The following is a 12,446-nucleotide window of genomic DNA, read 5'->3' as shown; positions in this document are numbered from 1 at the left end:
CGGCTGAACCCTAAAGCTTGAAGCCTGAAACCTAAGCACTGCGGCGCCAGACCTGCCACTGCTCGCGGCCGGCAAATACCGGCAGCGAGCCAGTGGCGGCCCGCGCCTCCACCAGCTCGAAGGCCGGCGCAAGCAGCGCGCGCAGTTCGGCCTCGGGGATGGCGAAAGGCGGCCCGCCGCGCGTCTCGTCCAGGAAGAAGAAGCCGGCCAGCAGGCCGCCCGGCGGCAGCAGTTGCGCCACGCGGGCGGCGTAGCCGGCCCGCATGGCTGGCGGCAAGGCGCACAGGAAGGCCCGTTCGTAAATCCACTGGCAGGCAGGCTCGGGCGCAAAGGCAAAGAAATCCGCCTCGTGCACGACGGCCCCGGCCGGCCCCAGCGCGCGGCGCGCGCTGGCCACGGCCTCGGGCGAGAAATCAATGGCGGTCACCGGCCAGCCGCGCGCATGGAGCCATCCCGCTTCCCAGCCGTTGCCACAGCCGGGAATTAGCGTTGGGCACGGCGCCATCGCGCTGGCGAAGGCCTCGAAATCGGCCGGCACGCCGCCCAGGTCCCAGGGCATGAAGCCCTTCTCGAAGCGCTCATCCCAGAAAGCCGGATCCCCCGCGTCGCGCGTGGCAAAGGCTGGCGGGGCTGCGGCCTTGTTCGGCGCCTTATCGGATTTGGTCAAGCTAGCCTCCACTGCGTTGCATTCCATCAACTTTGCATTCGTGGCCCGGGCGAATCTGGGCACTATCCTAGGCCCTATCCTGGGCACTATCCCGCGCGCTACCAGTAGCCAACCCAGGCCAGCAACTCGGTCAGCACCACCCCGGCGATGAACCCGCCAACCAGCAACAAGGCCGTGCCGACCAGGCGGTTGGTGCGGCGCTGCTCGGCGACCAGGGCGGCCAGCAGCTTCTCCTGCTGGCCATTGTCGACCAGTGCGCGGCGCTCGAGAAACTGGTGCGCCAGGCGCGGGAAGTCGGGCAGCATCTTGGCCCATTGGGGGGCCTCCACCTGGATGCGTTCCCAGGCACCCTTCCAGCCAACCTGCTCGTGCATCCATTTCTCGAGGAAGGGCTTGGCGGTCTTCCACAGGTCCAGGTCCGGATCGAGCTGGCGCCCCAGCCCTTCGATATTGAGCAAGGTCTTCTGCAGGAGGACCAGTTGCGGCTGGATCTCGACATTGAAGCGGCGCGAGGTCTGGAACAGGCGCATCAGCACCATGCCCAGCGAGATCTCCTTGAGCGGCTTGTCGAAATAGGGCTCGCAGCACGCCCGTACCGCGCTCTCCAGTTCCTCCACCCGCGTATGGGCCGGCACCCAGCCCGACTCCACGTGCAGCAACGCCACGCGATGGTAGTCGCGGCGGAAGAAGGCGATGAAGTTCTGCGCCAGGTAGTTCTTGTCGAACTCGGACAGCGCGCCGACGATGCCGAAATCCAGCGCAATGTAGCGCCCAAAACTCTGCGGCGCCACCGACACCAGGATATTGCCCGGGTGCATGTCGGCGTGGAAGAACCCGTCACGGAACACCTGCGTGAAGAAGATCTCTACGCCCTCCTCCGCCAGCAGGTGCATGTCGACGCCAGCCGCCCTGAGCGACTCGGTGCGCGAGATGGGGATCCCATGCATGCGCTCCATCACGAAGACCTCGCTGCTGCACCAGTCCCAGAACACCTCGGGCACCAGCAGCAGCTTGGTGTCGGCAAAGTTGCGGCGCAGCTGGCTGGCGTTGGCGGCCTCGATCATCAGGTCGAGTTCGTCGTGCAGGTATTTGTCGAACTCGGCGACGACCTCGCGCGGCTTCAGGCGCTTGCCGTCAGCCCAGAAACGCTCAAGCCAGGCGGCCAGGTCCCGCATCAGCGCCAGGTCGCTGTCGATGACCGGCAGCATGCCCGGGCGCAGGACCTTCACGGCGACTTCGCGGCCGTGGTTGGGGCCGCCCTTCAGGATGGCGAAGTGAACCTGGGCGATGGACGCGCTGGCCACCGGCTTGTGGTCGAAGCTCTCGAACAGCGTCGCCAGCTTCCGGCCCAGCGAGCGCTCGATGATCTTGACCGCCACGACCGAATCGAACGGCGGCACCTGGTCCTGCAGCTTGGCGAGCTCGTCGGCGATGTCCTCGGGCATCAGGTCGCGCCGGGTGGAGAGCACCTGGCCAAACTTGACGAAGATCGGCCCCAGGCGCGTCAGCGCCAGGCGCAGGCGTTCGCCCCGGGGCATGTCGAGCTTGCGGCCAATGGTAATGACACGCACCAGGAAACGGATGCGGCGGCTCTTGAAACCAGACAGCACGAGTTCGTCCAGGCCGTAGTAGAGGATGACGAAAACGATCTTGCAAAGGCGCAGGAAGCGGGTCATGCAGGTTCTTCAGTGTTGGGGCCGTGCTGCTTGGCCGGTCTGGCAATGGATAAAGCCGTGGATGCGCAATTGAGCAGGGGTCTGGCGGCGGCAGGCCGCGGGCGATCAGCGATGGGCGGACGGCAACGTGCCGGCGCCACGCTCGGAGCGGGTGCGCTGCTCCAGCTTTTCCAGCCGCTTTTCCAGCCGGGCGAGGTCGTCGCGCAGCGCGCTCACACCGGCGCCGAACTCGTCGAGCGCCGCGTGGCGCACCAGGGTCGGCTGCTCGTCGAGCAGATATTCGGTCACGTTATCGACCAGCGCGCGACCCACCCGCGTGGCCTGGGCATGCACCTGCTGCACGCCGTCCACCACCCGTTGCGCCACGCTATCGCTCACCGGGCCGCCCAGGATGCCGCGCAATGCGCGCGACAGGTCCTCGGCCGCATCCCAGCGCAGGCTGCGGGCCAGCGTGGAGACCGTGTTGGCCAGCTCGGCATCTCCCTCGATGCGCACATGCTTCATCGCCGCCGCCTGGCCGCCGCCCGCCACGTCCGAAGCCACCAGCGGCCACTGCTGCAGCGGCACGGTCAGCGTGACCGCCGGGGTTTCATCCACCGGGGCCAGCTCCGTCAGGCCCTGCCCCGTCACCTTCAATGCGAGCGTGAACGCGGCCGCGTCAAAGCGGATGATGCGGCCAGCGAAGGGCTGGAGCATGGTGGTTGCCCAGGGTTCCTGTTCCAGCAGGTGGTTCAGGGCGGTGATCGGGGGGGTGGCCAGGGGGGTGGGGAGGGTGGTCATGATTGGATTGGGCGGGGCTGGGGGCGGGCCTTTCAGGGTAGTGGGTTGGGTTGGTCGGTTCTAAAGTCAAAATCAACTTCAACGGCTTAACGTCAAAAGCAACTGCAGTTTCGCCGCCCCGCAGGGGGGGTGAAACTGCCTTTGACGTTGACTTTGACTTTCAAATCAAGCAACGCCCCCCAACCCCCGCAAACAAAAAAAGCCCACGTTTTCACGTGGGCCTCCATTCTATGCCACCTGCCGGCCTTGAACCTGCCGGCAAGGCACTCCCTGCACTCAGGAAGTTTGTTGGATCCCTGCCAGCAGCCAGCCGCCGGGGCCGCTTACCGGCTTGGCCAGATTCCAGACTTCGGCGAAGGGCTGGGCGGGATCGCCGGCCTTTTCGCGGATCATGCCGGAGAAGCGCACGCTGGCCAGATGCTGGGCCGGGCTGTCTTCGATGCCGAGCAGTTCGGCTTCCAGCGTGACCACGTCGGTCTTGTTGACCTCGGTGCCGCGCTCGGACAGGTCCATCTTGATCTCGGCGAACATTTCCGGCGTGGTGAACTCGCGGATGTCCTCGAGATTGCCGGCGTCCCAGGCTGCCTGCAGGCGTACGTAGTAGACCTTGGCGTTGCGCAGGAAGGCTTGGGTGTCGAAGTCGGCCGGCACGCCCCAGGGCTGGGCCGCGCCTGCTGCCGCTGCCGCGCCAGCCATCACCGGTGCGGCGGACTGCATCGATGCGACGGAACCGGGCGTGGGCATTACCGGATTGGGTGCGCCAGCCGGCACTTGTTGGCGCAGAACCGGTTCGTTGCTGCCGCCAAACCCGTTACCCGAGCCGCTGCCGGCTGCCGCACCGGCATAGGCCGGTTGCTGCGGCGCCTTGGCGCCACCGCGGAACTTGCGGATCAGCCAGATTGCGGCGAATGCCACCAGGGCGATCAGGATCAGGTTGGACAGGAAGCCCATGGCGGCGCCACCCAGGCCGAAGTGCGACAGCAGCCAGCCAATGCCCAGGCCGGCGGCGATGCCGCCAAGCATGCCACCCCAGTTACGCTTGGGTGCGGCAGCAGCGGCTGCCCCCGCGCCGGCGGCGGCGGGCGCGGCTTGCTGGGCCGGTGCCTGCTGCGCGGGCGTCTGGTTCGGCGATTGCTGTGCCGGTGCCTGCTGGCGTTGCGTCACGCCGGACGATTGCTTGCCGATGCTGCGCGACCCGCCGAGGCGTTTGGCATTGGCGTCGAGCGCCATGCCGAGGGCGAGCGTGCCAATCAGCACACCCGCCATGAATTTTGCGCGAAATAGCGACATATCAGTGCTTCCCCTGTTAAGTTCGCTCATTTTTCTTTGAGCCTATATCAGTCTAGTACTTTCGCCCGACGTGGAGTGCCACCACTCCCGCTGTCAGGTTGAAGTATTCGACATTCTCCAGGCCCGCATGTTCCATCAGCCGTACAAGTGAAGCCTGGTCTGGATGCATTCTGATCGATTCAGCCAGATAGCGATAGCTATCGGAATCCTGTACCACGCGCTGTCCCAGCCACGGCAAGAACTTCAGGGAATACATGTCGTAGGCCTTTTCCAGCGGCTTCCACACCTTGGAGAACTCCAGCACCATGACTTTGCCGCCCGGCTTGATCACCCGGCGCATCTCGGACAGTGCCACCTCCTTGTGCGTCATGTTGCGCAGCCCGAAGGACACGGTGACCAGGTCGAAGTGGTTGTCCGGGAACGGAATCCGCTCGGCGTCACAGAGACAGGTGGGGATGACGATGCCTTTATTCAACAAGCGATCGCGTCCAACCCGGAGCATCGACTCATTGATGTCGGTCAGCCAGACCTCGCCGGTGGGCCCGGCCTGGCGCGCGAAGGCCTTGGCCAGGTCGCCGGTGCCGCCGGCAATGTCGAGCACCTTGAAGCCAGGCCGCACGCCGGCCTGGGCGATGGTGAACATCTTCCACAGCCGGTGCATGCCGCCGGACATCAGGTCGTTCATGACGTCGTACTTGTTGGCCACCGAATGGAAGACTTCGGCTACCTTGCCGGCCTTCTCTTCTTCCTTGACCTTCTCGAACCCGAAGTGGGTCTCGCTCATAACTCGCTCCAGAACTCAGTAATGGCCCGCGGGGACACGCAATCTCAATGGCTGCCGCAGGCATGGCCGCCGGGGGCCACCATGGGGGTGTCGCGATCGACGCCGGCCGCTTGCAGCCGCTCCAGGTAGGACTGCCAGATGGCGTCCTGCTGGGCGCCCAGGCGGTAAAGCAGTTCCCAGGAATAGATGCCGGTATCGTGGCCATCGGAAAAACGGATCAGGATGGCGTAGTTGCCGACCGGCTCCACCGCGGCGATGGTGACGTCGCGCTTGCCGGTCTGCAGCACTTCCTGGCCCGGGCCGTGGCCCTGCACTTCGGCCGAGGGTGAGTTCACCCTCAGGTATTCGAACGGCAGCCGGAAGCTGGAACCGTTGTCAAAACCCACCTCCAGCACGCGCGACTGGGTGTGCACGGTGAGGGCGGTGGGATGGGGAGTATCTTTTTCGAGGCCTGCCATGATGGGTGGCGCGCGGCTGTGGGCGAGCCGCAGGTTGCGGCCACACCGGCCTTTACGCTTCGTGTACGACCCGATAGCTTACCGCAGCCGCCTCGCCTTGCCCATCGTGCTCCGCCTCCCAGTGCGCTCCGTCGGCCGCGACATAGCGCAGGCGCTTGCCATGGAAGGCGGCAACCGTGCTGCGGTGGGCAATGCTGATGATCGCCGCGCCGGGCAGGGCGTCCACCATCAGGCTGTACATCGCGCTTTCGGTTTCCTCATCGAGCGCGCTGGTGGCCTCGTCCAGGAACAGGTAGTCGGGCTTTTGCAGCAGCGCGCGCGCAAAGGCCAGGCGCTGCTGCTCGCCCGGCGAGAGGCGCAGCGACCAGTTGTCGAACACGTCGAGCTGCTCGGCCAGGGCGCCGAGCCGGGCTTCGCGCAGCACCTTCTGCAAGGTTTCGCGGCTATGCGCGGTGCCGGCGTCGGGATAGGCCAGCGCATCGGCCAGCGAGCCGATCGGCAGGTAGCTGCGCTGCGGCAGGAACAGCATGCGAGCCGCGCCGGGCATGGCTACCGTGCCGCTGCCGTAGGGCCAGATCCCGGCCAGCGCGCGGAACAGCACGCTCTTGCCGCAACCCGAGGGGCCGCTGACCAGCCAGCGTTCGCCGGGCGCGATCTGCAGCGAGAACGGCGCCACCAGCGGCCGCTGGTGGATCTCGCCGCCGTTGCCGGTGCGCACCGGCAGCGCGAGCGCGAGGGTATTGATGCGGATGCCATCGTTATCCGCCTCGGCACCGGCATCGGCCTTGACCACCTCGATGTCGCGCACGCCGGTGTGCTCCTGGTCCTGGCGCTCCGCCACGCGGATGGCGTCGCGAAAGTCGATCAGCCGGTTGGCCGCGGCCTTCCAGCCGACCAGCGTCGCGTAGTTATCGACGAACCAGGACAGGGCGCCCTGCACCTGGCCGAACGCCGAGCTCACCTGCATCAACCCGCCCAGCGTCATCTTGCCGGCGAAGTACCGCGGAGCGGCCACGATCAGCGGGAAGATGATGGCGAACTGGCTATAGCCGGAATTGACGAAGGTCAGGCGCCGCGTATAACGCATCAACTGGTTCCAGTTGGCGCGAATGCGGTCGAAGCGCGAGCGCAGGCCGGCCTGCTCGGTCGGCTCCCCCCGGTACAGCGCCACCGGCTCGCTGTTCTCGCGCAGGCGCACCAGCGTGAAGCGGAAATCCGCCTCGTACTGCTCCTGCTGGTAGCTAAGCCCGATCAGCGGCCGGCCCACCAGGTGGGCAATCAGCGACCCGATCACCGCGTAGGCGATGGCGAACCACACCATATAGCCAGGAATAACGATCTCATTGCCGCCGAGCATGAAGCTGATCGGCCCGGACACCGCCCACAGGATGCCGACGAAGGACAGCAGCGTTACCACCGAATTGAGCAGCCCGAGCGACAGCGTCAGGGCGCCGTCGGTAAACGAGCGCAGGTCGTCGGCCAGCCGCTGGTCGGGGTTGTCGGTGGTATGGGTCTGCTCGATGCGGTAGTACGCCTGATGACTGAGCCAGTGGTCCATGAAGCGCCCCGTCATCCACGTACGCCAGCGCATTTGCAGCATCATGGTGTAGTACTGACGCGAGATGGCCGCCACGATGAAGAAACCGGCAATCCAGGAAAAGCGGATCAGCAGGGTCTTGAAGGAGGCGTAGTCGTGCTGCTCCAGCGCGTTGTAGAACACGCGGGTCCAGTCATTGAGCAGCACATTGATATAGACGATGCCAAGATTAAGCGCAACCACGAAGGCCAGCAGCCCGAGACCGGCCTTGCGGTCCTCGGATATCCAGTAAGGCTTGATCAGGCTCCAGGTCTCGCCCATGCGCAGGCGGCTCTGGATCTTGAGGGCACGGGCCGGCACGGCCGGGCCTGGAACGGTAACGGAAGTCGGTGTGGACATGGCACCTTTCGCGCAAGCGGGCCAGGGCTGATCCACGGGCCCCGCTCTTGTGGGAATGAAGACAACGGGTGTTAGAAGACGGCGCTGCCCGGCTGGTTCCGGAAATTCAAAAAAACCGGCAGCAATGCCAGCACGGCACGGGTGCGCCTACGCCAGGCGTCAGCCTGCTTCGTCCAGTTTCGCCAGGGCCGCGCGCAAGGCCGGCAGGCGCTGCGCAAGGCCGGCCAGGCGCGCGGCATCGGGCTCGCGCTGCGCAGCCGCCCAGACGGCTTCCGGAAAATGGGTATCCCAGCGGTAGCGTGGAATGATATGCCAGTGCAGGTGCGGCACCATATTGCCGAAGGCGGCCAGGTTGACCTTGTCGGGCGCCATGACATCGCGCACCGTGCGCTCCACCCGCGCCACCAGCCGCATCAGCCAGGCCTGGTCGTCCTCGGGCAGGTCGGTCTGCTCGGCCACGTGGCCATTCCACACCACCCGGCAGAAGCCGGGAAAGCGCTCGTGCTCGACCAGGATGACCCGGGCGCGCTCGCCGCGCCAGGCCAGTTCGCCGCCGTCGGTGTCGCACAGGGGGCAGTTGGGGACGCGGTTCATGCGGGCGCTCCCGCTACATCAACCCGCCGTCCAAAGTCAGCTCCCCTCTCCCGCCCCGCGGGAGAGGGGTTGGGGGAGAGGGTGGGAGCTTGCTCGGAGTGAGAGCCTGCGGGCTGGCGACCGTCCGCCCTCTCCCCCGGCCCCGCTTGACACGGTTGCTCTCCCGCAAGCGGGAGAGGGGAGCAAACCAGAGGCTTGTCGAAGCGCATCGTGCTTACCGCCCTCGCCTCCCCCATCACACCAGCACCCGCTCGATGCCGCCCGAGTTGGCCTTGGCCACGTAGTCCGGCATCCAGTTCTCGCCCAGCAGGTGCTTGGCCATCTCCACCACGATGTAGTCCGCCGTGACCGTGGCATCTTCCTTGTAGCGCGACAAACCCTGCAGGCAGGACGGGCAGCTGGTCAGGATCTTGACGTCACCCACAAAGCCGTCGGTGCGCAGCTTGTCCGCGCCCTTGGTCATTTCCTCTTCCTTGCGGAAGCGGATCTGGGTGGAGATGTCGGGGCGCGACACCGCCAGCGTGCCGGACTCGCCGCARCAACGCTCGTTCTTCTCGATCTTGCTACCGCCTTCGTTGCCGCCCATCAGCTCGTTGACGAGCTTGGTCGGGTCCATGGTCTTGATCGGGGTGTGGCAGGGGTCGTGGTACATATAGCGCGTACCGGTCACGCCCTCCAGCTTGACGCCCTTCTCCAGCAGGTATTCGTGGATGTCGATGATGCGGCAGCCCGGGAAGATCTTGTCGAACTCATACCCGGCAAGCTGGTCGTAGCAGGTCCCGCAGCTCACCACCACAGTCTTGATATCGAGGTAGTTGAGCGTGTTGGCGACCCGGTGGAACAACACCCGGTTGTCGGTGACCATCTTCTCGGCCTTGTCGAACTGGCCGTTGCCGCGTTGCGGATAGCCGCAGCACAGGTAGCCCGGCGGCAGCACGGTCTGCACGCCCACATGCCACAACATGGCTTGCGTGGCGAGGCCCACCTGCGAGAACAGCCGCTCCGAGCCGCAGCCCGGGAAGTAGAACACCGCCTCGGTCTCGGGCGAAGTCCGCTTCGGGTCGCGGATGATCGGCACGATCTCGTTGTCTTCGATGTCCAGCAGCGCGCGCGCGGTCTTCTTGGGCAGGTTGCCCGGCATCTTCTTGTTGATGAAGTGGATCACCTGCTCTTGCACCGGCGCGCGGCCCACCGTGGCGGGCGGATGCGCGGTCTGCTTCCTGGCGAACTTCTTGAGTACGTCGTTGCCCAGGCGCTGCGCCTTGTAGCCCCAGTCGATCATGACCTTGCGGGTCATGTTGATGGTCTGCGGGCTGGTGGCGTTGAGGAAGAACATCGACGCGGCGGTGCCGGGATTGAACTTCTTCTGCCCCATCTTGCGCAGCAGGTTGCGCATGTTCATCGACACGTCGCCGAAGTCGATCTTGACCGGGCACGGCGTCACGCACTTGTGGCAGACCGTGCAATGGTCGGCCACGTCGGAGAACTCGTCCCAGTGCTTGATCGAGATGCCGCGGCGGGTCTGCTCCTCGTACAGGAAGGCCTCCACCAGCAGCGAGGTCGCCAGGATCTTGTTGCGCGGGCTGTACAGCAGGTTGGCGCGCGGCACGTGGGTGGCGCACACCGGCTTGCACTTGCCACAGCGCAGGCAGTCCTTGACGCTGTCGGCAATGGCGCCGATATCGCTCTGCTGCATGATGATGGACTCATGCCCCATCAGCCCGAACGACGGCGTATAGGCATTGCGCAGGTCGGCGCCGGGCAACAGCTTGCCCTTGTTGAAGCGGCCCTGCGGATCCACCCGCTGCTTGTACTCGCGGAATTCGCCGATCTCGTCCTCGGTCAGGAACTCCAGCTTGGTGATGCCGATGCCGTGCTCGCCGGAAATCACGCCGTCCAGCGAGCGCGCCAGCGCCATGATGCGGGCCACCGCGCGGTGGGCGTCCTGCAGCATGTCGTAGTCGTCCGAGTTGACCGGGATATTGGTGTGCACGTTGCCGTCGCCGGCGTGCATGTGCAGCGCCACGAAGACGCGGCTGCGCAGCACCTGCTTGTGGATCTTCTGCGCTTCGTCGAGGATGGGCTTGAACTCGCCGCCGTTGAAGATATTGCGCAGTTCGGCGCGCACTTCGCTCTTCCAGGACACGCGGATGGTGCGGTCCTGCAGCAGGTGGAACACGGTGGCGTCCGGCTGCAGCGCGAGGCGCGCCTCGAAAGCCTGGCCGAGCAGGCCCAGGCCGTGGCCGATCAGCGACGCGCGCGCGGTGGCCAGCGGCGTATCCAGGTGGTCCTGCAGGTAGGTCCAGCGCGAGCGGATCTCGCGCAGCAGCTGCAGCGCGTGCTGCACGCGGTCTTCCAGCAGCTCGGCGCTGGGGATCTCGTTGGCGTCGTCGCTGCGGCCCAGCGGCAGGTTGCCGCGCGCGAAGAAGGCTTCCAGCGCATCGGTCAGCTGGAGCTTGTTCTTGATCGACAGCTCGATATTGATGCGTTCGATGCCGTCGGTGTACTCGCCCATGCGCGGCAGCGGGATCACCACGTCTTCATTGATCTTGAAGGCGTTGGTGTGCTTGGCGATGGCAGCGGTGCGGGAGCGGTCCAGCCAGAACTTCTTGCGGGCCTCCGGGCTGACCGCGACGAAGCCTTCGCCGCTCTTGCCGTTGGCCATGCGGATGACTTCCGAGGTGGCGCGGGCGACCGCGTCCTGGTCATCGCCGACGATGTCGCCGATCAACACCATCTTCGGGAAGGCATTGCGCTTGCTCTTGGTAGCGTATCCCACCGCGCGCAGGTAGCGCTCGTCCAGGTGCTCCAGGCCGGCCAGGATGGCGCCGCCGGGGGTACGCGATTCGGCGTCGAGGTAATCCTTGATTTCCACGATGCTGGGAATGGCGTCGCGCGCCTGGCCGAAGAACTCCAGGCAGACCGTGCGCACATGCGCCGGCATGCGGTGCAGGATCCAGCGCGCGCTGGTGATGATGCCGTCGCAGCCTTCCTTCTGGATGCCGGGCAGGCCCGCCAGGAACTTGTCGGTGACGTCCTTGCCCAGGCCTTCCTTGCGGAACTTGCGCCCTTCGATGGCCAGGGTTTCCGTGCGCAGCGGCTTTTCGCCGGGCGCGCGGTTGCCGTCCGACCACTTGAGCTCGAAGGTGGCGACCGCCACGTCATGGATCTTGCCCAGGTTGTGGTCCAGGCGCGTGACTTCCAGCCAGTTGCCTTCCGGGTCCACCATGCGCCACCAGGCCAGGTTGTCCAGCGCGGTGCCCCACAGCACGGCCTTCTTGCCGCCGGCGTTCATGGCCACGTTGCCGCCGATGCAGGAGGCATCGATCGAGGTCGGGTCGACTGCGAACACCAGCCCGGCCTTGTCCGCCGCATCCGCCACGCGGCGCGTCACCACGCCAGCGCCGGAGAAGATGGTGCCGACTTTGTGCGCCACGCCCGGCAGGTCGGTCTGCTCGACCGGCCCGAGTTGTTCCAGCTTCTCGGTGTTGATGACCGCGCTCATCGGCGTCAGCGGCACGGCGCCGCCGGTATAGCCGGTGCCGCCTCCGCGCGGGATGATGGTCAGGCCCAGCTCGAAGCAGCCCTTGACCATGCCGGCGATCTCTTCCTCGGTGTCCGGGGTGAGGACCACGAAGGGATATTCCACGCGCCAGTCGGTCGCGTCGGTCACATGCGAGACGCGGGACAGGCCGTCGAACTTGATGTTGTCCTTCTGCGTGATGCGGCCCAGCACGCGCTGGGTGCGCTTGCGCAGGTCATAGGCATCCGCGAACTCCTGCTTGAAGTCCTCGATGGCCTGCTTGGCAAAGCTGACCAGCTGCTCGACCCGGTGGGAGCGGTCCTCCGCGGCCGGCTCGGCGTGCTCGGCACGGTCGGCGGCACGGCGCTTTTCGACCTCGGAGAGCCGGTGGTGCAGTGCCGTAACCAGCATCTGGCGGCGCTTGGGGTTCTCCAGCAGGTCGTCCTGCAGGTAGGGATTGCGGCGCACCACCCAGATATCGCCCAGCACTTCATACAGCATGCGGGCGGAGCGGCCGGTGCGGCGTTCGCCGCGCAGCTCGGCCAGGATACGCCAGGCTTCTTCGCCTAGCAGCCTGATGACAATCTCGCGATCCGAGAATGACGTGTAGTTATAAGGGATCTCTCGCAGGCGCGCAGGCGCATCCTGCGCGGCGAGTTTGGCATCGAGCACGAGTGGGGCGTTCATGGGGAGGGGACCGCTTCCTGTAGCGCACGGAGACGGTGCGCCGGATCGTCT

At 65.9% G+C, this 12,446-nt stretch carries 9 protein-coding genes; all 9 read right to left on the bottom strand.

The window, feature by feature from the left end:
- Positions 1–31 precede the first annotated feature (31 nt).
- A complete protein-coding gene (locus AB4061_RS31920) occupies positions 32–694 on the bottom strand; it encodes a methyltransferase domain-containing protein (protein WP_441640213.1) in 663 nt (220 codons plus the stop codon).
- A 71-nt stretch (positions 695–765) separates the two neighbouring features.
- Complete coding sequence (gene ubiB / locus AB4061_RS31915; protein ID WP_416047571.1) at positions 766–2,343, bottom strand: ubiquinone biosynthesis regulatory protein kinase UbiB; 1,578 nt, start codon at positions 2,341–2,343, stop codon at positions 766–768.
- 105 nt (positions 2,344–2,448) lie between these two features.
- Positions 2,449–3,123: a ubiquinone biosynthesis accessory factor UbiJ gene (locus tag AB4061_RS31910; RefSeq protein ID WP_441640212.1), complete on the bottom strand. Its 675-nt coding sequence runs from the start codon at positions 3,121–3,123 to the stop codon at positions 2,449–2,451.
- A 276-nt stretch (positions 3,124–3,399) separates the two neighbouring features.
- Positions 3,400–4,413, bottom strand: coding sequence for a Tim44 domain-containing protein (locus AB4061_RS31905; RefSeq protein WP_441640211.1), 1,014 nt, complete (start codon positions 4,411–4,413; stop codon positions 3,400–3,402).
- A 52-nt stretch (positions 4,414–4,465) separates the two neighbouring features.
- The gene (gene ubiE, locus AB4061_RS31900) at positions 4,466–5,197 is read right to left on the bottom strand and encodes a bifunctional demethylmenaquinone methyltransferase/2-methoxy-6-polyprenyl-1,4-benzoquinol methylase UbiE (protein ID WP_150987860.1); all 732 of its coding nucleotides are present in this window, start codon (positions 5,195–5,197) and stop codon (positions 4,466–4,468) included.
- Between the two features lie 44 nt (positions 5,198–5,241).
- Complete coding sequence (locus AB4061_RS31895) at positions 5,242–5,655, bottom strand: gamma-butyrobetaine hydroxylase-like domain-containing protein (protein WP_441640210.1); 414 nt, start codon at positions 5,653–5,655, stop codon at positions 5,242–5,244.
- 52 nt (positions 5,656–5,707) lie between these two features.
- The gene (locus AB4061_RS31890; RefSeq protein ID WP_441640209.1) at positions 5,708–7,591 is read right to left on the bottom strand and encodes an ABC transporter ATP-binding protein/permease; all 1,884 of its coding nucleotides are present in this window, start codon (positions 7,589–7,591) and stop codon (positions 5,708–5,710) included.
- 159 nt (positions 7,592–7,750) lie between these two features.
- Entirely contained in the window at positions 7,751–8,185 is a 435-nt protein-coding gene (locus AB4061_RS31885) for an HIT family protein (protein ID WP_441640208.1), read from the bottom strand.
- Positions 8,186–8,420: 235 nt separating this feature from the next.
- Positions 8,421–12,395 (bottom strand): DUF3683 domain-containing protein, encoded by a 3,975-nt coding sequence (locus tag AB4061_RS31880; protein WP_441640207.1) that lies wholly within the window; start codon positions 12,393–12,395, stop codon positions 8,421–8,423.
- Between the last annotated feature and the right edge of the window lie 51 nt (positions 12,396–12,446).

Source organism: Cupriavidus sp. YAF13 (genome assembly GCF_052113425.1).
Taxonomy (GTDB): Bacteria; Pseudomonadota; Gammaproteobacteria; order Burkholderiales; family Burkholderiaceae; genus Cupriavidus.
Note: the sequence above shows the minus strand (reverse complement) of the source record. Positions and strands in the feature narration are given on the sequence as shown.

Bases quoted from the DNA above. Each gene is read 5' to 3' on its own strand.
- AB4061_RS31895 (WP_441640210.1), bottom strand. From the start codon at position 5,655: ATGGCAGGCCTCGAAAAAGATACTCCCCATCCCACCGCCCTCACCGTG.
- AB4061_RS31920 (WP_441640213.1), bottom strand. From the start codon at position 694: ATGGAATGCAACGCAGTGGAGGCTAGCTTGACCAAATCCGATAAGGCG.
- AB4061_RS31890 (WP_441640209.1), bottom strand. From the start codon at position 7,591: ATGTCCACACCGACTTCCGTTACCGTTCCAGGCCCGGCCGTGCCGGCC.
- AB4061_RS31885 (WP_441640208.1), bottom strand. From the start codon at position 8,185: ATGAACCGCGTCCCCAACTGCCCCCTGTGCGACACCGACGGCGGCGAA.
- ubiB (WP_416047571.1), bottom strand. From the start codon at position 2,343: ATGACCCGCTTCCTGCGCCTTTGCAAGATCGTTTTCGTCATCCTCTAC.
- AB4061_RS31905 (WP_441640211.1), bottom strand. From the start codon at position 4,413: ATGTCGCTATTTCGCGCAAAATTCATGGCGGGTGTGCTGATTGGCACG.
- ubiE (WP_150987860.1), bottom strand. From the start codon at position 5,197: ATGAGCGAGACCCACTTCGGGTTCGAGAAGGTCAAGGAAGAAGAGAAG.
- AB4061_RS31910 (WP_441640212.1), bottom strand. From the start codon at position 3,123: ATGACCACCCTCCCCACCCCCCTGGCCACCCCCCCGATCACCGCCCTG.